Origin of the sequence: Nocardioides sp. Leaf285 (assembly GCF_001422955.1) — a bacterium.
In the GTDB taxonomy this organism is placed as follows: Bacteria; Actinomycetota; Actinomycetes; order Propionibacteriales; family Nocardioidaceae; genus Nocardioides; species Nocardioides kribbensis.
Window position 1 is genome coordinate 364,567 of the sequence record NZ_LMNH01000001.1, and the last position, 19,964, is coordinate 384,530.

The following is a 19,964-nucleotide window of genomic DNA, read 5'->3' on the forward strand; positions in this document are numbered from 1 at the left end:
GGTGGGGCCTCGTGCTGCGTCGGGCCCTGGTGCGGGACCTGGGTCGACCCGCGGGGGAGTCGGAGGCTCAGGCCTCGAGGGCGGGGTAGTCGGTGTAGCCCTCGGCGCCGCCGCCGTAGAACGTGTCGGGGTTCGGCTCGTTCAGCGGGGCGTCGGTCTGCCAGCGGCGCGGCAGGTCGGGGTTGGCGATGAAGAGCCGGCCCACGGCCACGGCGTCGGCGAGGTCCTGGTCGAGGATGCGCTGCGCGTCCTCCTTGGTGGTGACAGTGCCGAAGCCGTCGTTGGCGATGACCACGCCACCGAACTCCTTGCGCAGGCCCTGGATCAGGTCGAGCTCGGGGTCGGCGAGGAAGCTCAGGTAGGCCAGCCCCAGCGGCGCGATGGCCTGCACCAGGGCGGTGTAGGTGGCCTCCACGTCGGCGGGGTCGGTCTCGGTGCAGCCCTGGATGTTGTGGGCCGGCGAGATCCGGATGCCGACCTTGTCGGCGCCGATCTCGGCGGCCACGGCCCGGGTGACCTCGATGGCGAAGCGGGCACGGTTCTCCGGCGAGCCGCCGTAGGCGTCCTCGCGGTGGTTGGAGCCCGGGGCCAGGAACTGGTGGATGAGGTAGCCGTTGGCGGCGTGGACCTCGACCCCGTCGAGACCCGCGTCGATCGCGCCGCGGGCGGCGTCGACGTACTCTTGCACGACCGAGGCGATCTCGTCGGTCTCGATGGCGCGCGGGGTGGGGGAGGGCTTCATGCCCTCGGCGGTGAACATCTCGTCGGGGGTGGCGATCGCGCTCGGCGCGATCAGCTCCTGACCGCCGGTGTTGTCGGGGTGCGCGACGCGGCCCGCGTGCATGAGCTGGGCGACGATGCGGCCGCCGCCGGCGTGCACGGCCTCGGCGACGCGCTTCCAGCCGGCGAGCTGCTCGGCGGTGTGAAAGCCGGGGGTGTTGAGGTAGCCCTGGCCGTGGGCGCTGGGCTGGCTGCCCTCGGTGATGATGAGCCCGGCGGAGGCGCGCTGCGCGTAGTACTCCACGTTGAGGTCACCGGGCACGGTGCCCTCGGCGCGGTTGCGGGTGAGCGGCGCCATCACGAGGCGGTTGGGGAGCTCCCAGTTCTTCACGGTGAGGGAGTCGAAGAGGTCGGCCACGGTGGTGTCAGCTCCTGTACGTCGGGTGCGGTCGGTCACGAGGACGAACGCCCCGGACGCCCCACCTCATCCCGGTCTCACCCGGGGAGGTGAGAATGGGGCGTGATGAGCACCGCAGCCCTCGCGCCGACCGCCGACACCGCCACCGTGTGGCTGGTGGCGCTGCACCTGGGCGCCCTGCACCCGGTGGAGCAGGCGCTCACCGTGGCACTGGCGTTCGGGCCCTTCCTGGTGCTCGGCGTCGTCGTGGCGCTGCGGCGCCGCTCGGACCGGGCCGCCGAGGAGGCCGCGGGCGAGGAGGTCGCCGACGACGGCGCCCGGGCGGCCCAGGCACCCGACGCCGGCGACGGACCCCGAGGTGCCCCCGGCCGCGACCCCGGCCGCGACCCCGGCCGCGACTGAGCGACCGGGGCGACCCGGGGCGGCCTCGGTCAGCGGGCGAGGTACTCCCGGCCGACCTTGTTCTCGGCCTTGAGCGCCTTGAGGAGCATGTCGCTGACCAGGCCCTCGATCTTGCCGCCGACCAGCGGGATGCCGACCTTGATCTCCAGGTCGACGGTCTCGGTGGTGACCCCGCCGGCCTCGCGCAGGGTGGCGGTGCCCTTCATCTCGCCGGGCTTGCCCGGGATGGTCACCAGCACGGCGCCGCGGTCGATCGTGCTCCACGACTCGGTCTGCACGATGTTGATCTCGTCGCCGACGAACTTGGTGGCGAAGGAGGGGATGCCCTTGGCCGGCTGCACCTGGTCGATGACGACCTCCATGCCGTCCTCCGGCCGGTCGCCCTTGGGGGTGACGGTCACGGTGCGCGAGAGCACCCGCTGGTAGTCGCAGACCTCCTCGCGGAAGGACCGGTCGGCCAGCATCGCGGCCACCTCGGCCAGGGGGGCGTCGTAGGTCAGGTCGTGCTTGAGTCGCTTGCTCACTTCTCACCTCTCGTGGCCGCGCCGGGGGCGCGGGGCCGCGTGCGTGCGGATCGGTCGGTGCACATCATGCACGGGTGTGCACCGAGTCGGCAGGCCCGACCGGGTGACGTGCGCCCGGTCAGCTCTGCGGGACGTGCGGCCCGATCGCGGGCAGCTCCTCCTCCTCGGCGAGGATCTCGGCGTACGTCGGGTCCTCGAAGGAGATCGGGTCGGGCACCCCGGCGGTGATGCGGGTGCCGTCGGAGCGCACCCCGCCGAGCTGCGGCTCGTCGCCCAGGTGACCCGAGAGCCGGTCGCCGTGGCCGTCGAGCGCGACCACGAGCGGGGCGCCGGCGCGCACGACGTGCTCGCGGCCCGCGACCGCGATCTCCACGTCGGGGGCGTCGTCGCCGTCGAGGGTGAAGCTGATCGCGGCCTCGGTGAGCTCCACGCGCACCCGGGTGCCGCGCCAGGTGACCGCGAAGCGCAGCCGGCCCCAGGCGTCGGGCAGCCGCGGGTCGAAGGACAGTCGCGGACCGCGGTCGCGCATGCCGCCGAAGCCGAAGACCAGCGCGCTCCACACGCCGCCGGTCGAGGCGATGTGCAGGCCGTCGACGGTGTTGCCGTGCAGGTTGCACAGGTCGACGTAGAGCGACTGCAGGAAGTACTGGAACGCGACCTCGTGGTAGCCCACCTCGGCGGCCATCACCGACTGCACGACCGCCGACAGCGTGGAGTCGCCGGTGGTGATCGGGTCGTAGTACTCGAAGTCGGCGCGCTTCTCGGCCGCGGTGAAGCGGTCGCCCTGGAGGAAGAGCGCGAGCACGACGTCGGCCTGCTTGAGCACCTGGAAGCGGTAGATGACCAGCGGGTGGTAGTGCAGCAGCAGCGGGCGCAGCTCGTCGGGCGTGCGCGTGAGGTCCCAGACCTCCCGGTCGAGGAAGAAGTCGTCCTGCGGGTGGATGCCCAGGCCCTCGTCGAAGGGGATGTGCATGCCGGCCGCACAGCGGCGCCACTCCTCGACCTCGTCGTCGCTGAGGTGCAGCCGGCCCACCAGGCGCGCGTGCTCGACGGGGTGCTCGGCGCGCAGCAGCTCGACGGCGGCCACGGCCTGCTCGAGGTTGTAGCGCGCCATGACGTTGGTGAAGAGGTTGTTGTTGACGACCGTCGTGTACTCGTCGGGGCCGGTCACGCCGTGGATGTGGAACGACAGCGAGCCGTTGCTGCGCCAGAAGCCGAGGTCGACGTACATCCGCGAGGTCTCGACGAGCACGTCGATGCCGTCGCGCACGAGGAAGCCGGTGTCGCCGGTGGCCGCGACGTACTGCGTCAGGGCGTAGGAGACGTCGGCGTCGATGTGGACCTGGGCGGTGCCCGCGGCGTAGTAGGCCGAGGCCTCCTCGCCGTTGATGGTGCGCCAGGGGAAGAGCGCGCCGCTCTGCGCCATCTCGCGGGCCCGGTGGCGCGCGGCGGGCAGCATCCGGGTGCGGAAGTGCAGCAGGTTCCGGGCCAGGTGGGGCTGGGTGTAGGTGAGGAAGGGCGCGACGTAGATCTCGGAGTCCCAGAAGTAGTGCCCCTCGTAGCCCGAGCCGGTCACCCCCTTGGCCGGCACGCCCTGCTGGTCGGCGCGCGCGCTGGCCTGGGCCAGGGAGAAGAGGTTGAAGCGGATCGCCTGCTGGGTGGCGAGGGTCGCGTCGACGTCGGTGCCGTCGGCGGCCTCCACCTCGACGTCGGCGGCCGACCAGAACCGGTCGAACCACGCGCGCTGTTCGGCGTGGTAGTGGGCCACGCCGTGCAGCGCGGCGCGGTCGAGGGTGCGGTCGCAGCGGTCGGCCAGCTCGCGCACGGGCACGCCGCGCGAGGTGTGGTAGGCCACCGTCTTCTCTAGGCGCACGGTGCGGCCCTCGCGGGCCTCGACGCGGAAGACCATCTTGGTGAGGTCCTCGTCGTCGCGCAGGATCACCTCGGGCTCGTCCTCCGACTCCAGCCGGTGGTCGGCGCCGACCGCGATGGTCATCTTGGAGTTGGCGCACATGTAGCCGAGCATCATCCGGTCGTGGCGCGCGTAGCTGAGCCGCGGCAGCAGCACCCGGTCGTCGAACGACGCGGCCTTGCGCGGGTCGACGCCCTCGCCCATCGACTGCGAGGAGACGTGGTACTCGTCCTTGCCGTCCTGGCGGTTGAGCACCTGCGAGGAGATCACGATCGGGGCGTCGCCCTCGAGCATCGTGACCTCGAAGGTCATCACCGCGAGGTGGCGCTGGGTCATCGAGACCATGCGGGAGGACTCGACCTTGACCCGCTTGCCCGAGGGGGTGCGCCACACCAGCGAGCGGCGCAGCACGCCGTCGCGGAAGTCGAGGCTGCGCTCGTAGTGCTCGAGGTCGGCGGTGCCGATGGTGAGCGGCTCGTCGTCGACGTAGAGCTTCATCAGCTTGGCGTCGGGCACGTTGACGATGGTCTGGCCGGTGCGGGCGAAGCCGAACGCCGCCTCCGCGTGGCGGATCGGCCAGGTCTCGTGGAAGCCGTTGACGAAGGTGCCGTGGGCGTAGGCGTCGCGGCCCTCGGCGGGGTTGCCGCGCATGCCGAGGTAGCCGTTGGCGACGGTGAAGAGGGTCTCGGTGACCCCGAGGTCGTCGGGGTCGTAGGCGCGCTCGACCAGGCGCCACGGGTCGACGGGGAAGCGGCTGCGGTCGACGGGGTCGGCCGCGACGTGGCGGCCGTGGCTGCCCTGGGCCTGACCCTGCCCGGGGGTGCGCGCGCTCACGGGACCAGCTCGGCGAGGTCGGCGACGACCAGCGTGGCCCCGGCGCCGGTGAGCACCTCGGCACCGGCGCCGCGGTCGACGCCGACCACGACCGCGAACCCGCCGGCCGCGCCGGCGCGCACGCCGGACACGGCGTCCTCGAGCACCACGGCCGAGCCCGGGTCGGCGCCCAGCACGGTGGCGGCGTGCACGAAGGTGTCGGGGGCCGGCTTGCCCGGCAGGCCGAGCTCCTCGGCCACCGCGCCGGACACGACGGTCGCGAAGCGGTCGGCCAGGCCGGCGGCCTCCAGCACGGCGGGGGCGTTGGCCGAGGAGGACACGACCGCCAGCGGCGTGCCGAGGTCGCGCAGGTGGTCGAGCAGTGCCACCGAGCCCGGGAAGGCGGTGACGCCGTCGCGTGCGAGCACGGCGTTGAAGGCGTCGTTCTTCCGGTTGCCCAGGCCCTTGACCGTGGGCGCCCGGTCGGGGGCGCCGGAGTCGGTGGCCTCGCCCTCGGGCAGCGCGATGCCGCGCGAGGCCAGGAAGTCGCGCACGCCGTCGTAGCGGGGCTTGCCGTCGACGTGGGCGAAGTAGTCGGCCTCGGTGTAGGCCGACCAGTCGCCCGCGGCGTCCTCGGAGCGGTGCTCGGACAGGAAGGCGTTGAACATCTCCGACCAGGCGCGCATGTGCACCTCGGCGGTCGGGGTGATCACGCCGTCGAGGTCGAAGAGCACGGCGGCGTGCGCCGACCAGTCGACCGGGGTCGTGCCGGCGGGCTCGGGCGGGGTCGCGGGAGTCGTCACCGCAGCAGGGTAGGCCGCGCGTGTGTCGCGGGTGTGAAGGCCCGGCGTACGCAGGTCGGGACGGTGACGGGCGCAACGCCGCGGCGGACGTAGGCTGCTCGGCATGGACGACCAGCCGGACCTGAAGCCCCGCTCCCGCGACGTCACCGACGGCCTCGAGAGAGCGGCCTCGCGCGGCATGCTCCGCGCGGTCGGCATGGGCGACGACGACTGGGAGAAGCCCCAGATCGGCGTGGCGTCGAGCTGGAACGAGATCACCCCCTGCAACCTCTCGCTCGACCGGCTGGCCAAGGCGGTCAAGAACGGCGTGCACGCCGCCGGCGGCTACCCGCTGGAGTTCGGCACGATCTCGGTCTCCGACGGCATCTCGATGGGCCACGAGGGCATGCACTTCTCGCTGGTCTCCCGCGAGGTCATCGCCGACTCGGTGGAGACGGTGATGATGGCCGAGCGCCTCGACGGCTCGGTGCTGCTGGCCGGCTGCGACAAGTCGCTGCCGGGCATGATGATGGCCGCGGCCCGCCTCGACCTGGCCTCGGTCTTCCTCTACGCCGGCTCGATCATGCCCGGGCAGGTCGACGGCAACGACGTCACGATCATCGACGCCTTCGAGGCCGTCGGCGCCTGCCTGGCCGGCAAGATCACCCGCGAGGAGGTCGACCGCATCGAGCGGGCCATCTGCCCCGGCGAGGGCGCCTGCGGCGGCATGTACACCGCCAACACGATGGCCGCCGTCGGCGAGGCCCTCGGCATGTCGCTGCCCGGCTCGGCCGCCCCGCCGGCCGTCGACCGGCGCCGTGACGGCTTCGCCCACCGCTCCGGCGAGGCCGTGGTCGAGATGCTGCGCCGCGGGATCACGGCGCGCCAGATCATGACCATGGAGGCCTTCGAGAACGCCATCACCGTCGTCATGGCCCTCGGCGGCTCCACCAACGCCGTGCTGCACCTGCTGGCCATCGCCCGCGAGGCCGAGGTGCCGCTGACCATCGACGACTTCAACCGCATCGGCGACAAGGTCCCGCACCTGGCCGACCTCAAGCCCTTCGGCCGCTACGTCATGAACGACGTCGACAAGATCGGCGGCATCCCGGTGGTCATGAAGGCGCTGCTCGACGCGGGCCTCATGCACGGCGACTGCCTCACCGTCACCGGCCGCACCATGGCCGAGAACCTCGAGGCCCTCGCGCCGCCGGCCCTCGACGACGACGTCATCCGCCGTCTCGACCGCCCGATCCACGCCACCGGCGGGCTCACCATCCTCAAGGGCTCGCTGGCCCCCGAGGGCGCCGTCGTGAAGTCGGCCGGCTTCGACGAGTCGGTCTTCACCGGCACCGCCCGTGTCTTCGACGGCGAGCGCGCCGCCATGGACGCCCTCACCGCCGGGCAGATCACCGCCGGCGACGTGGTCGTCATCCGCTACGAGGGCCCCAAGGGCGGCCCCGGCATGCGCGAGATGCTCGCCATCACCGGCGCGATCAAGGGCGCCGGCCTAGGCAAGGACGTCCTGCTGCTCACCGACGGCCGCTTCTCCGGCGGCACGACCGGCCTCTGCGTCGGCCACGTCGCCCCCGAGGCCGTCGACGGCGGCCCGATCGCCTTCGTGCGCGACGGCGACCGGATCACCCTCGACGTGCTCAACCGCAGCCTCGAGGTCGAGCAGGGCGACGACTGGGAGTCGCGCAAGGAGGGCTGGGCGCCCCGCGAGCCGAAGTACACCCGCGGCGTGCTGGGCAAGTACGCCCGCACCGTCGCCTCCGCCGCGCACGGCGCCGTCACCGGCTGAGCCGGGTGAGCGTCCCGCGACGGGCGCCGAGCGAGCGCCGGGCGCTGCTCGGCGCCCTGGCCGGGCTGGTCGCGCTGGTGCTCGCCGCGGGCCTGGTCACCCACCTGCCGCGGTGGCTCGCGGGTGACGACCCGGTCGCGGAGGGCGTCGGGCGCCCCGGTGCGGCCCCGGGGGCGGGCCCGGGCCCGGGCGGCGGCCGCGGCGACCGGCGTACGCCGGAGCAGGTGCGGGCCGCCAACGCCGCGACGCTGCTGCCCAACGGCACGCGCCGCGTCTTCGGCGCCGACGACTTCCTGGTGGCCTACTACGGCACGGCGCAGACCCCCGCCCTCGGGGTGCTCGGGGAAGGAGCTCCCGAGCAGGTGCGCGAGCGCCTCGACGCCGCGGCGCGGCCCTTCGCCCGCCGCGGCTCGCCCGTGCAGCCGGTCTACGAGCTCATCGTGACCATCGCCGACGCCGGGCCCGGCGACGACGGCGACTACGCCCACGACGTGCCGCGCGCCGAGGTCGAGCGCTGGGTCGCCGCGGCGCACCGGCACGACGCGCTGCTGCTGCTCGACCTGCAGCCGGGCCGCACCGGCTTCCTCGACACCGCCCGCCGCTGGGAGTGGGCGCTGCGCGAGCCCCACGTCGGGCTCGCCCTCGACCCCGAGTGGCGGATGGGGCGCCGCGAGGTGCCCGGGCAGGTCATCGGCAGCGTCGGCGCCCGCGAGGTCGACCGCACCTCGGCCTGGCTGGCCGGGCTGGTGCGCCGCTGGGAGCTGCCGCAGAAGCTCTTCGTGCTCCACCAGTTCCGCACCGACATGGTGCGCGACCTCGCGGCCGTCACCTCGCGCCGGGAGCTGGCGACGGTGCAGCACGTCGACGGCTTCGGCGCGCCCCGCGAGAAGCTCGCGACCTACCGCGCGGTCGTGCGACCGCAGCAGTTCCGTCGCGGCTTCAAGCTCTTCTACGACGAGGACGTCGACCTGATGGGCCCGCGCGAGGTGCACGCGATCCGGCCCGCGGTGAGGTTCGTGAGCTACCAGTGAGCCACCCGTGAGCCACCCGACGGGCTCGGGCCCCTCCAGCCCGACCCCGGGCGGGTCACCGGGCGCCGCGGGCACCACCGCCCCGACCTCCACCCAGTGGAAGCCCGCGGGAAGGTGGCGCGGCCCCGACGGTTCGACCGGGCGTGCCTGAGGTGACGACCGAGCCATCACGCCCGCCCACGACGACGCCGCGCCGGCCCGGTGGCGGTGGCGGTGGCCGGCTGCGCGACCAGCTCCTCGCCCTCGGACCCCACGACGGCGCGCACCGCGTCGCGGCCCGCGCGGGGATCTCGATCCTCGTGCCGCTGCTCGTGCTGCTGGCCGCGGGTCGTCTCGAGTGGGCGCTCTACGCCACCTTCGGCGCCTTCGCCGCGCTCTACGCCCGCGACCGCGGCGGCGCCGAGCGACGCCGCATGCAGCTCACGCTCGCGACGCTCCTGGTGCTCGCCGTCGGGCTCGGCACGGTCGTGGCGACCTCCCCGCACCGCGCCTGGCTGGCCGTGCCGCTGGCGGCCGGCGCCGCCGCGCTCGGCTCCACGCTGTCGGACCGCCACGCCTGGCACCCGCCCGGAGCGCTCTTCCTCGTCTTCGCCTTCGGCGCCACCGCCTCGGTGCCCTCCACCGCGGGCGATGTGCCGGTCGCTCTGGGCGTGGCGGCGGCCTCCGCCGCGCTCGCCGTGGTCGTGGGCGGTCTCGGTGCGACGGTGCGCGCCAGCCGGGGCGGGTCGGCCGCCGCCGGTGGGTCCGGTGCGGCGGCGGGTGCCCGAGCGGCGGCGGGTGCGGCGGCAGGTGCGTCAGGGGGCGCGACGGCGGGTGCGTCGGGGGGTGCGACGGCCGTCGCGGCCGCCCGGGTCGCGCCGACCGACGTACGACGCCACGCGCTGCGGGCCGCCCTTGGCGTGGCGCTGGCCGGTGCGCTGGCCACCGCGACCGGCATCGGTCACCCCTACTGGGCGATGGTCTCGGCCGTGGTGCCGCTCGCCGCGCGCGACCCGCGGGCCCAGGCCGTGCGGGGGCTGCACCGCCTCCTCGGCACAGGCGTCGGTCTGCTGGTCGCCGCGGCCCTGCTCGGCCTCGACCTCGAGGGGCTGGGCCTCGTGCTCGTGGTGGTCGCGCTGCAGGTCGGCGCGGAGCTGCTCGTCGGGCGCAACTACGCCCTCGCGCTGGTCGCCATCACGCCGCTGGCGCTGCTGATGGTGCACCTGGCCAGCCCGGTGCCCGTCGGCACGCTGCTGCTCGACCGCGCCGTGGAGACCCTGCTCGGCGTCGCCGTCGGGCTGGCGGTGGGTCGGGCGCTGCGGCGCCGGCCCTGACCCGCGGTCGCCGTCGGTCGCGTGGGTTGCTGAACCGGCGCAATTGCGTGGTGGTGCGGCCGGTCGGGTGGGCGGTTTGCGCGGCTGGTGCCGGGGGTGGGTCGCGTGGGTTGCTGAACCGGCGCAATTGCGTGGTGGCGCCGCCGGTCGGGTGAGGGGTGTGCGCGGCTGGTGCCGGGGTGGGTCGCGTGGGTTGCTGAACCGGCGCAATTGCGCCGTTGCGCACCGGACCGACCGGGCGGCTCAGAAGTAGTCGCGCACGTGCAGCGGGCGGCCCGCGAGCAGCAGGTCGAGCAGGGTGTCGTGGTGGTCGGGCCCGGTGAGGTGGTCGAGCATGCGCAGGTTGGCGCAGGTCTGCACGCCCGCGAAGAGGAGGGCCAGCCCCTGCGGCGTGAGGGTCGGTACGTCGACCCCGCCCGGCGCACCGCCCGCGACCCCACCGGTGGCCAGCCGCTCGCAGCGGCCCGGCCCGTCGCCGAGCGTGAGCCGGTAGCGACCGTCGGCGCCGAGCCGGTCGCCGGCCACGGCGAGGTCGATCGCGACACCTGACCCGGCAGCCCCGTCCCCGGTCCCACCCCGCGGGTCGGGGCCCGCGGGGAGGGCGAGACGTCGAGCGGTGAGGGCGCCGGCGACGTCGTGCACCCGCAGCATGTAGGGGTGGTGGGCGGCGGGGTCGGGTGACCAGGTGACGCCGGGCAGGAGGAGCCGTGCGGGGTCGGCACCGGAGGTGCGCAGCGCGAGGGTGGGGGCGACGGAGGCGGAGCTGGCCAGCACCTGCCACAGCGCGCGGTAGCCGTCGGCGCTGACGGCGAGGAGGTCGTGCACCTCGAGCACGCCGTCGGGGCCGTAGCCGCCGTGGCGCGACCAGCTCGCGTAGCCGACCACCCGCCCCGCGGCGTCGACGGCCAGGGTGGTCGCGCCGCGGTCGGCGTGGAGCTCGGCGTCGGGCCGGTCGAAGCGCGGGCCGGTGCGGGTCAGCGGACCGTTCTGCGCCGCGGCCCAGGCGGCGTACAGCCCCTGCACCGCGCGCACGTCGCCCACCTCGGCGCGCCGCGTGGTGACGCCGGTGGGCGGGCGCACGCGCGACAGCAAGGCGGTCGGCAGGGTGACCCGGTCGAGGGCGGCGACCAGCTCCCAGCCCAGCGAGCGGTAGATGCCGGGGGCGGTGGGGTAGAGCGTCGAGAGGACCTCGCCGCGCGCGGCGGCCTGCGCGAGGAGCGGGGCCATCACCGCGGCGAGCAGCCCGCCGGAGCGATGCTCCGCGGCGACGGCCACGCCCGCGATGCCGCAGGTGGCGAGCTCGACCCCGCCCCACCACGACGCCTGCTCGAGCGCGACCACCTTGGCCACGAGCCGGCCGCCGTCGAGAGCGCCCCAGCCGTGGCGACCCGGCGGCGGCTCGGCGGGGCGCGTGCGGGGCGGGCTGCCGGCCGGCGGGGCGCCGAAGGCCTCCTCGGCCAGGGCGGCCTCGCCCTCCCAGTCGTCGGGGGTCAGCTCGCGGATCTCCACGACCCCGAACCTAGCCGGGCGCGCCGGGCCGGTGGCGGGCCCGGGGCGGGCGCGCGTGTAGACATGCGCCGTGAGCGACCTCGACCCCGCCCCCCGCGACGCCGCCGACCCGCTGGCCCCCCACCGCGACCGCTTCGTCGGCGCGAGCAGCCCGCTGGTCTACCTCGACGGCAACTCCCTGGGCCGCCCCCTCGCCGTCACCGGCGCCCGCCTCGCCGGCTTCGTCGACCACGAGTGGGGCGGGCGGCTGATCCGCGGCTGGGACGAGGACTGGTTCGACCTGCCGCAGCGCGTCGGCGACGACATCGCCCGCACCTGCCTGGGCGCCGCCGCCGGCCAGACCACCATCGGCGACTCCACGACCGTGCTGCTCTACAAGGCGATGCGCGCCGCAGTGGCGCTGCGTCCGGGCCGCGACGAGATCGTGGTCGACCGCGACAACTTCCCCACCGACCGCTACCTCGCCGAGGGCGTGGCCCGCGAGTGCGGGCTGACCCTGCGCTGGGTCGAGGTCGACACCGCGCTCGGGGTGAGCGAGGAGCTGCTGGCCGAGGCGGTGGGGGAGCGTACGGCGCTCGTCGTGCTCAGCCACGTGGCCTACCGCTCGGCGTACCTCGCCGACGGCGCGACGCTGACCCGTCTCGCGCACGACGCGGGCGCGCTGGTGCTCTGGGACCTCAGCCACTCGGTGGGCTCGGTGCCGGTGGAGCTCGACGGCTGGGACGCCGACCTCGCGGTGGGCTGCACCTACAAGTACCTCAACGGCGGCCCCGGGTCGCCGGCCTTCGTCTACGTCGCCGAGCGGCTGCTCGCCGAGATCGAGCAGCCGCTGCAGGGCTGGATCGGTGCGCACGACCCCTTCCTCATGGGCCCGACCTACCGCCCGGCCGAGGGCATCCGGCGGATGCTGTCGGGCACGCCGCCGGTGGTCGGCATGCAGCCGGTGCGCGACATGCTCGAGCTGCTCGACCGGGTCGGCATCGCCGCGGTGCGCGAGAAGTCGGTGGGGCTGACCGACTACGCCCTCGACCTGGCCGACGACCTGCTCGCGCCGCTCGGCGTGGGCGTGGCCAGCCCGCGCGACCCCGCCCTGCGCGGCGGCCACGTCACCCTGGTGCACGAGCGGATGCGCGAGGTCACCACCGAGCTGTGGCGCCGCGACGTCATCCCCGACTACCGCGACCCCGGCGGCCTGCGCCTGGGGCTGTCGCCGCTGTCGACGTCGTACGCCGAGGTCCGGGCCGGTCTCGAGCAGGTGCGCGACGTGCTCGGGGGGCTGCTCGGCTGAGGTCGCCGCCGGCCTGCCGGCCTGCCGGGTGCTGTGCGGGACGTCATGCGGAGGGTGGAGTCGCCTCCTCGTGGCGCATGACGTCCGGGGTGCACGCGCCGCCCAGCCCCGCCCGCAGGGCGCTCGTCGGGCCGCCCGCAGGGCGCTCGTCGGGCCGCGTGGCAGGGTGAGGACATGCGCTACCCCACGCCCCTGCAGCCCGGCGACACGATCGGCGTGACCGCTCCCTCCTCGGGGGTGGCGGGTCCGCTGCGCCCGCGCCTCGACGCCGCCGTGGCCTCGCTGCGCGAGCGCGGCTTCGAGGTGGTGCTCGGCGACTGCCTCGACGGCTCGTCGGTCACCTCCGCCCCGCGCGCCCGGCGCGCGGCCGAGCTCGGCGCGATGCTCACCGACCCCGCGATCCGCGCCGTCGTGCCGCCCTGGGGCGGCGAGCTGGCCATCGACCTGCTCGAGGAGCTCGACTGGGCCGCCGTCGAGCGCGCCGAGCCCACCTGGGTGGTCGGGTGGAGCGACCTCGACACCGTGCTGCTGCCGCTCACCACCCGGCTGGGCTGGGCCACCCTGCACGGCTGGAACCTCATGGACACCCCCTACGCCGCCCCCGACGGCCTGCTGCACTGGGTCGACGTCGCCTCCGCCACCGGCCCCCTCACCCAGACCAGCCCGGGCCGCTACCGCGCCGACGGCTGGGACGACTACGTCGCCGAGCCCGGCGTCGACCGCATGACGCTGCCCGACGAGGGCGGCTGGTCGCTGCTGGGCGGGGGAGAGGCCTCCTTCTCCGGACGCCTGGTCGGTGGCTGCCTGGAGGTGCTGAGTCCACTGGCGGGCACGGCGTACGCCGACGTGCGCGGCTTCGGCGAGGCCCACGCCGACGACGGCCTGGTCGTCTACGTCGAGGCCGCCGAGCACGGCGCCTACGACGTCGCCCGCGCGCTGCACGGCCTGCGCCTGGCGGGGTGGTTCGACCACGCCACCGGCATCCTCGTCGGGCGCACCTCCGCCCCCGCCGCCGAGCACCTGACCCAGGCCGAGGCGGTCAAGGACGCCCTCGGCATGCTCGACCTCCCGGTCGTCCTCGACGTGGAGATCGGCCACGTGCAGCCCTTCCTCCCGCTCGTCAACGGCGCCCTCGCCGACGTCGACACCGGCGACCGCACCCTCGTCCAGACCTTCGCCTGACCACGCCGTCGCCCGCCCCTGCCCCCGCCCCCGCCGCGGGACGTCATGCGGAGGGTGGATGCGCATCCACGGTGCGCATGACGTTCGCCGCCGGGGCCCGACCCGCCGCCTGCCTGCCCGCCGGCCCGCCGCCCGCCTGCCGCCCGCTGTGGGACGTCATGCGGAGGGAGGATGCGCATCCACGGTGCGCATGACGCCCGCCGCCGGGGGGCCGAGCCGCCGCCCGCCACCCGCCGGCCCGCCGCCCGCCTGCCGCCCGCTGTGGGACGTCATGCGGAGGGTGGATGCGCATCCACGGTGCGCATGACGCTCGCTGCCGGGGGGCCGAGCCGCCGGCCCGCCGCTTGCCCGCCGCCGCGGGACGTCATACGACAAGTGGATGCGCATCCACGGTGCGCATGACGTCCGCCGCCGGGGCCCAAGCCGCCCCCGCCGACCCGCCGACCCGCCGCCCGCCCGCACCGTCGCCCGCTGCGGGACGTCATGCGACAAGTGGATGCGCATCCACCTCTCGCATGACGCTCGCCCCACCCGCCCCGCACGACCCGCCCCGCACGAGCCGCCCCGCACGAGCCGCCCCGGGCCGACCGGAGCCACGAGGGTGACCCGAGTGTCGGTGGCGCGGGCGATGCTGAGGTGGTGCCCAGCCTCCCGCCGCCCCCGTCCCTCGCCGACGGCGCGACCCGCGACGACGTCGTCGCGTGGGTCGCGGCCCACCTGGGCGACCTGACCCTCGAGGGCCCCGACGGGGTGCGCGCCGGAGCGCTCACCGGCGGGCAGGGCGCCGCCGACGCCGCGCTCGCGGCCCTCGACATCACCGGCTACGCCCGCAACCGCAGCACGGTGCTGCCCGTGGGGCGCCGCGGCGCGAGCCGGATGTCGCCCTACATCCGCCACGGGCTCACCCCGCTGCCCGCGGTGTGGTCGGCGGTCGGCGACGCCCCCGAGCGCGACCGCCGCAAGTACCGCGACGAGCTGCTGTGGCAGGAGTACGCCCGCCACCTCTACGCCCGTGTCGGGCCCGCCCTGGGCCGTCCGCTGCGCCACGAGCAGCCCGCCGGACCCCGACCCGCCGACGGCCGCGACCCCTGGCCGCGGGAGATGGCGTGCATGGAGGCCGTGGTCGGCGAGCTCCACGACGACGGGTGGCTGGTCAACCAGACCCGCATGTGGCTGGCCTCCCAGTGGGCCGTGCGCGAGGGTGCGGCCTGGCGCGACGGCGAGGACGCGATGTTCGCCCACCTGCTCGACGGCTCGCGCGCCGCCAACCGGCTGGGCTGGCAGTGGACTACCGGCACGGGCAGCGGCAAGCCCTACGGCTTCAGCCGCTGGCAGGTCGAGAAGCGCGCGCCGCAGCTGTGCCGCTCGTGCCCGCTGAAGGCCGCCTGCCCCGTGCAGGACTGGCCCGAGGCCTCCACCGGCGCGCGGGTCGAGGGGCCTGGCGCCCCCGACCTCGGTCCCGGCGACATCCCGGCCGGCCCCGAGTCGGTCGAGGGCGGCGGGGCCGAGGAGGTCTGGCTCACCGCGGAGTCCCTCGGCGACACCGACCCCGCGCTGGCGGCCGACCCCGAGCGGCCCACGGTGTTCGTCTTCGACGAGCCGCTGCTGCGCGGGCTGCGGCTCTCGGGCAAGCGGCTGGTCTTCCTCGCCGAGACCCTGGGCGAGCTCGGCGCGGGCCGCGGTCTCGACGTACGCCGGGGCGACGTGGTCGAGGAGCTGGCCGGTCGCTCGCTCGCGACGACCCACGCGCCGGTGCCCGGATGGGCGCGCCGGGCCGCGGCGCTGGGGCCGGCGGAGGTGCACCCCTGGCCGTGGCTGGTGCGTCCGCGGCGCGCCTCGGTGCGGTCCTTCTCCTCGTGGCGCAAGGATGTGCGGGCCTGAGCCGACCCGGGCCGGGTCCGGGCGGGCGCCGTCGGCGGTGACCACCTCGTGCGGGACGCCGCACGGCTCGACCCCGGCCGAGCCGTGCAAGCCATGGCCTCGGGCGGTGCCCTCTGGCAGGGTCGGCGGATGGACCAGCGACTCAGCTTCGTGACCCTGGCCGCGCGCGACCTCGCCGCGAGCCGACGGTTCTACCTCGACGGCCTCGGCTGGCGGGCCGCGCTCGACGTCGAGGGTGAGGTGCTGATGGTCAAGGTCGCCGACCGGGTCGTGCTCTCCCTGTGGGACCGCGACGCCTTCGAGGCCGAGGTCGGTCCGCTCGCCGGCGGGCCCGGTCTGGCGCCGCTCACCCTGGCCCACAACGTCGCCACCCGCGAGGAGGTCGACGCCGTGCTCGCCACCGCCCGCGGCGCCGGCGCCGACCCGGTGCACCCCGGGCAGGAGCGCGCCTGGGGCGGCTACACCGGCTACTTCGCCGACCCCGACGGCTACCGTTGGGAGATCGCCTGGAACCCCGGGCCGATCGGGCAGGAGGTCCTCCCATGAGCAGCGACACGAGCCAGACCGACACCACCGACGACCAGCAGACCGATCCGGACAAGCAGGTGCTCACCGGCCACGACGTGGCCGAGGCCCTGCTCGAGGAGTGGCGCTTCGTGCTCGGGCGCCTCCACGCGCGCTTCCGCACCGGCGACTTCAGCACCGGCGCCCGCCTGGTCGCCGCGATCGCCGACGCGGCCGACGCGGTCGACCACCACCCCGACGTCGACCTGCGCTACCCCCACGTCGACGTGGTGCTCTCCAGCCACGACGTCGGCGGCATCACCCGTCGCGACCTGCGCCTGGCCGCCACGATCACCGACCTGGCCGGCCAGGTCGGCGCTGAGCCGGCGCCGCACGAGGTGCAGGCCCTCGAGTGGGCCCTCGACACCCCCGACCCGTCGGGCATCAAGCCCTTCTGGGCCGCCGTGCTCGGTCTCGACCCGAGCGCCGGGAATGACGACGAGGTGCTCGACGGCGACGGCCGCTCGGCGCTGTGGTTCCAGCGCTCCGCCGACGGGGCCGGCGGCGGGGCCGCCGACCGCGCGGGGGCGTCCGGTCAGCGCTTCCACCTCGACGTCACCGTGCCCCCGGAGCTGGCCGAGAAGCGCGTGCGCGCCGCGGTCGAGGCGGGCGGCACCCTCGTCAACGACGGCTACGCCCCGGCCTTCTGGGTGCTCGCCGACGCCGAGGGCAACCACGCCTGCGTCTGCACCTGGCTGGGTCGCGACGGCTCCGCCACGGCCCCGCCCGCCGACGAAGCCTGAGCCCGGCTCGGCCGCCCCCGGCGGGGCGGCCGAGGGTCCGCTCAGCCACCGGGACTGCGCAACCGGCGCAATTGCGCGGGCGGGCGGGGCGGTGGCGGGGAGGTTTGCGCGGTCGGCGCGGACGGCACCGCCGCGGGACTGCGCAACCGGCGCAATTGCGCGGGCGGGCGGGACGGTGGCGGGGAGGTTTGCGCGGTCGGCGCGGACGGCACCGCCGCGGGACTGCGCAACCGGCGCAATTGCGCGGGCGGGCGGGGCGGTGGCGGGGAGGTTTGCGCGGTCGGCGCGGACGGCACCACCGCGGGACCGCGCAACCGGCGCAATTGCGTGAACGAGCACGCCGCACCCAGCCGCGTGCGCACCCGGGCCGCCGATCGGCGCCCTCGACCCGACCACGATGTGGGACCGCCGTCCCGCATCGTGGGACGGGGTGGCAGGGTGTGGTGACGGGAGAGGGGCCACGGGCTACCGTGGTCAGCATGCGCCAGGACCTTCTTGTACGCACGCGACGCGTGAGCTGAGACCACCACACCCGGTCGAAGTCCACGTGTCACCCCTCGTCGCCCTCGGGCCGGGGGGCTTTTTTGTGCCTCGCACACCGGAGGCGACCACGAGCGGCACGCCAGATCCAGCACGCAGCACCGGCAGGCGGATCCAGCGCGCAGGTCCAGGCGGCACGGCCCTCCGGGGCCACCTTCCACGAGCCACACACCGGCCCCCCGCGGGCCACACAGGAGCAAGGGGCACAGAGGCATGAGCGAGCAGGTGACGGGTGCGCAGAGCCTGATCAAGTCGCTGGAGGCGGCCGGCGTGACCGACGTCTTCGGCATCCCCGGCGGCGCGATCCTCCCGGCGTACGACCCGCTGATGGACTCCTCCATCCGCCACATCCTCGTGCGCCACGAGCAGGGTGCGGGCCACGCCGCCCAGGGGTACGCCGCCGCGACGGGGCGGGTCGGGGTCTGCATGGCCACGTCGGGCCCGGGCGCGACCAACCTGGTCACGCCGCTCGCCGACGCCCACATGGACTCCGTGCCGCTGGTCGCCGTGACCGGTCAGGTCGGGGCCTCGATGATCGGCACCGACGCCTTCCAGGAGGCCGACATCCGTGGCATCACGATGCCGATCACCAAGCACAACTTCCTCGTCACCGACCCCGCCGAGATCCCGCAGAAGGTCGCCGAGGCCTTCCACATCGCCTCGACCGGTCGCCCCGGGCCGGTGCTGGTCGACGTCGCCAAGTCGGCGCTGCAGGCCATGACCGACTACCGCTGGCCCACCGAGCTCCAGCTGCCCGGCTACCGCCCGGTGACCAAGCCGCACGCCAAGCAGATCCGCGAGGCCGCGCGCCTGGCCCTGGAGGCCCGCCGCCCGGTGCTGTACGTCGGCGGCGGCGTCATCCGCGCCCGCGCCCACCGCGAGCTGCGCGTGCTGGCCGAGCTCACCGGCATGCCGGTGGTCACGACCCTGATGGCCCGCGGCGCCTTCCCCGACTCCCACCCCCAGCACCTGGGCATGCCCGGCATGCACGGCACGGTGGCGGCGGTCGCGGCGCTGCAGAAGAGCGACCTCATCATCAGCCTCGGTGCCCGCTTCGACGACCGCGTCACCGGCAACCTCGACTCCTTCGCCCCCGGCGCCAAGGTCGTGCACGCCGACATCGACCCCGCCGAGATCGGCAAGAACCGCCACGCCGACGTCCCGATCGTGGGCGACTGCCGCGAGGTGATCTCCGACCTCGTCGTGGCGCTCACCGCCGAGAGCGACGCGGGCACGACCGGCGACTACGAGCAGTGGGTGCAGTTCCTGGCCGGGGTGAAGCAGAAGTACGCCCTGGGCTACGACCTGCCCACCGACGGCAGCCTCTCGCCGCAGTACGTCATCGAGCGGCTCGGCTCGATCGCCGGGCCCGAGGCCATCTACACCTCCGGCGTCGGCCAGCACCAGATGTGGGCCGCGCAGTTCATCGGCTACGAGCACCCCAACACCTGGCTCAACTCCGGCGGCCTCGGCACCATGGGCTACTCGGTGCCGGCCGCGATGGGCGCCAAGGTCGGCATGCCCGACGCCACCGTCTGGTCGATCGACGGCGACGGCTGCTTCCAGATGACCAACCAGGAGCTCGCCACCTGCGCGATCGAGGGCATCCCGATCAAGGTCGCGATCATCAACAACGAGTCGCTCGGCATGGTGCGCCAGTGGCAGACGCTCTTCTACAACGAGCGCTACTCCAACACCAACCTCCAGCGCCACGGCGGCCCGGTGCGCATCCCCGACTTCGTCAAGCTCGCCGACGCCTACGGCTGCGTCGGACTGTCCTGCGAGGCCCCCGGCGACGTCGACGCCACCATCGAGAAGGCCATGGAGATCAACGACGTGCCCGTCGTGGTGGACTTCCGGGTGCACCGCGACGCCATGGTGTGGCCGATGGTCGCCGCCGGCACCAGCAACGACGACATCAAGTACGCGCGAGACCTCGCGCCCGACTTCGACGAGGACGACCTGTGAGCGCACACGCCGACTCCCGCAGCACCCTGTCGGTGCTGGTGGAGAACAAGCCCGGTGTCCTGGCCCGCATCGCCGGGCTCTTCAGCCGCCGCGGCTTCAACATCGACAGCCTCGCGGTGGGCCCCACCGAGCACCCGGAGATCTCGCGGATGACGATCGTGGTCGACGTCGAGCGCTCCCCGCTGGAGCAGGTGACCAAGCAGCTCAACAAGCTGGTCGAGGTGATCAAGATCGTCGAGCTCGACCAGGGCGCCTCGGTCAACCGCGAGCTGGTGCTCGTCAAGGTCGCCGCCACCGCGGAGACCCGCGGCCAGGTGCTCGACACCGTGCAGCTCTTCCGCGCCAAGGTCATCGACGTGGCCCCCGACGCCCTCACCGTGCAGATCACCGGCAACGCCGGCAAGATCGCCGACTTCCTGCGCGTGCTGGAGCCCTTCGGGATCCGCGAGCTCGTGCAGTCCGGCATGGTCGCCATCGGCCGCGGCTCCCGCTCCATCTCCGAGCGCAGCCTGCGCCCGGTCGCCACCCCCGCTCCGCCCGCCGCGGTCTGACCCGGCGCCCCCGACGCAC

General features: G+C 74.9%; 16 protein-coding genes. 11 read left to right on the top strand and 5 right to left on the bottom strand.

What is annotated here, in order from left to right:
- Positions 1-67 precede the first annotated feature (67 nt).
- Complete coding sequence (locus ASF47_RS01750; protein ID WP_268778300.1) at positions 68-1,177, bottom strand: alkene reductase; 1,110 nt, start codon at positions 1,175-1,177, stop codon at positions 68-70.
- 66 nt (positions 1,178-1,243) lie between these two features.
- Here ASF47_RS01750 and ASF47_RS20920 point away from each other — a divergent pair, with 66 nt between their 5' ends.
- Positions 1,244-1,540 carry a hypothetical protein gene (locus tag ASF47_RS20920; protein WP_056862297.1) on the top strand — a complete coding sequence of 99 codons (297 nt, stop codon included), beginning with the start codon at positions 1,244-1,246 and terminating at the stop codon, positions 1,538-1,540.
- A 29-nt stretch (positions 1,541-1,569) separates the two neighbouring features.
- Here the strand turns inward: ASF47_RS20920 and ASF47_RS01760 are convergent, their stop codons facing one another.
- From ASF47_RS01760 to ASF47_RS01770, 3 genes are all read right to left on the bottom strand, one after another.
- Positions 1,570-2,064, bottom strand: a complete 495-nt coding sequence (locus ASF47_RS01760) for a DUF2505 domain-containing protein (RefSeq protein WP_056862298.1) — start codon at positions 2,062-2,064, stop codon at positions 1,570-1,572.
- Positions 2,065-2,182: 118 nt separating this feature from the next.
- Positions 2,183-4,810: a glycoside hydrolase family 65 protein gene (locus ASF47_RS01765; RefSeq protein WP_056862299.1), complete on the bottom strand. Its 2,628-nt coding sequence runs from the start codon at positions 4,808-4,810 to the stop codon at positions 2,183-2,185.
- The gene (locus tag ASF47_RS01770) at positions 4,807-5,592 is read right to left on the bottom strand and encodes an HAD family hydrolase (RefSeq protein ID WP_235558575.1); all 786 of its coding nucleotides are present in this window, start codon (positions 5,590-5,592) and stop codon (positions 4,807-4,809) included. The genes ASF47_RS01765 and ASF47_RS01770 overlap by 4 nt, the downstream gene beginning before the upstream one ends.
- A 103-nt stretch (positions 5,593-5,695) precedes the next feature.
- On the opposite strand from ASF47_RS01770, the gene ilvD reads away from it, so the two are divergent.
- The 3 genes from ilvD to ASF47_RS01785 all read left to right on the top strand — a co-directional run bounded on the left by ilvD (position 5,696) and on the right by ASF47_RS01785 (position 9,719).
- Entirely contained in the window at positions 5,696-7,375 is a 1,680-nt protein-coding gene (ilvD, locus tag ASF47_RS01775; protein WP_056862300.1) for a dihydroxy-acid dehydratase, read from the top strand.
- A gap of 5 nt (positions 7,376-7,380) precedes the next feature.
- A complete protein-coding gene (locus tag ASF47_RS01780; protein ID WP_056862301.1) occupies positions 7,381-8,406 on the top strand; it encodes a hypothetical protein in 1,026 nt (341 codons plus the stop codon).
- 143 nt (positions 8,407-8,549) lie between these two features.
- Positions 8,550-9,719 (top strand): FUSC family protein, encoded by a 1,170-nt coding sequence (locus ASF47_RS01785; protein WP_235558576.1) that lies wholly within the window; start codon positions 8,550-8,552, stop codon positions 9,717-9,719.
- A 243-nt stretch (positions 9,720-9,962) separates the two neighbouring features.
- Here ASF47_RS01785 and ASF47_RS01790 read toward each other — a convergent pair whose 3' ends face one another.
- The gene (locus ASF47_RS01790) at positions 9,963-11,228 is read right to left on the bottom strand and encodes a GNAT family N-acetyltransferase (protein WP_056862302.1); all 1,266 of its coding nucleotides are present in this window, start codon (positions 11,226-11,228) and stop codon (positions 9,963-9,965) included.
- A 70-nt stretch (positions 11,229-11,298) separates the two neighbouring features.
- Between ASF47_RS01790 and ASF47_RS01795 the strand changes: the two genes are divergently transcribed.
- The 7 genes from ASF47_RS01795 to ilvN all read left to right on the top strand — a co-directional run bounded on the left by ASF47_RS01795 (position 11,299) and on the right by ilvN (position 19,945).
- The gene (locus ASF47_RS01795) at positions 11,299-12,516 is read left to right on the top strand and encodes a kynureninase (protein WP_056862303.1); all 1,218 of its coding nucleotides are present in this window, start codon (positions 11,299-11,301) and stop codon (positions 12,514-12,516) included.
- Between the two features lie 174 nt (positions 12,517-12,690).
- The gene (locus tag ASF47_RS01800; protein ID WP_056862304.1) at positions 12,691-13,698 is read left to right on the top strand and encodes a S66 family peptidase; all 1,008 of its coding nucleotides are present in this window, start codon (positions 12,691-12,693) and stop codon (positions 13,696-13,698) included.
- 639 nt (positions 13,699-14,337) lie between these two features.
- Positions 14,338-15,579, top strand: coding sequence for an FAD-binding domain-containing protein (locus ASF47_RS01805; protein WP_056862882.1), 1,242 nt, complete (start codon positions 14,338-14,340; stop codon positions 15,577-15,579).
- A 129-nt stretch (positions 15,580-15,708) separates the two neighbouring features.
- The gene (locus ASF47_RS01810) at positions 15,709-16,125 is read left to right on the top strand and encodes a VOC family protein (RefSeq protein WP_056862883.1); all 417 of its coding nucleotides are present in this window, start codon (positions 15,709-15,711) and stop codon (positions 16,123-16,125) included.
- Complete coding sequence (locus ASF47_RS01815; RefSeq protein ID WP_082499901.1) at positions 16,122-16,886, top strand: 4a-hydroxytetrahydrobiopterin dehydratase; 765 nt, start codon at positions 16,122-16,124, stop codon at positions 16,884-16,886. Before ASF47_RS01810 ends, ASF47_RS01815 begins: the two co-directional genes overlap by 4 nt.
- 753 nt (positions 16,887-17,639) lie before the next feature.
- On the top strand, positions 17,640-19,394 hold the full coding sequence (locus ASF47_RS01820) for an acetolactate synthase large subunit (protein ID WP_056862305.1): 1,755 nt from the start codon (positions 17,640-17,642) through the stop codon (positions 19,392-19,394).
- Complete coding sequence (ilvN, locus tag ASF47_RS01825) at positions 19,391-19,945, top strand: acetolactate synthase small subunit (RefSeq protein ID WP_056862306.1); 555 nt, start codon at positions 19,391-19,393, stop codon at positions 19,943-19,945. The genes ASF47_RS01820 and ilvN overlap by 4 nt, the downstream gene beginning before the upstream one ends.
- The last annotated feature ends 19 nt before the right edge of the window (positions 19,946-19,964 follow it).

Excerpts from the sequence above, each read along its gene's own strand:
- ilvD (WP_056862300.1), top strand. The coding sequence starts at position 5,696 with ATGGACGACCAGCCGGACCTGAAGCCCCGCTCCCGCGACGTCACCGAC.
- ASF47_RS01820 (WP_056862305.1), top strand. The coding sequence starts at position 17,640 with ATGAGCGAGCAGGTGACGGGTGCGCAGAGCCTGATCAAGTCGCTGGAG.
- ASF47_RS20920 (WP_056862297.1), top strand. The coding sequence starts at position 1,244 with ATGAGCACCGCAGCCCTCGCGCCGACCGCCGACACCGCCACCGTGTGG.
- ASF47_RS01815 (WP_082499901.1), top strand. The coding sequence starts at position 16,122 with ATGAGCAGCGACACGAGCCAGACCGACACCACCGACGACCAGCAGACC.
- ASF47_RS01800 (WP_056862304.1), top strand. The coding sequence starts at position 12,691 with ATGCGCTACCCCACGCCCCTGCAGCCCGGCGACACGATCGGCGTGACC.
- ASF47_RS01810 (WP_056862883.1), top strand. The coding sequence starts at position 15,709 with ATGGACCAGCGACTCAGCTTCGTGACCCTGGCCGCGCGCGACCTCGCC.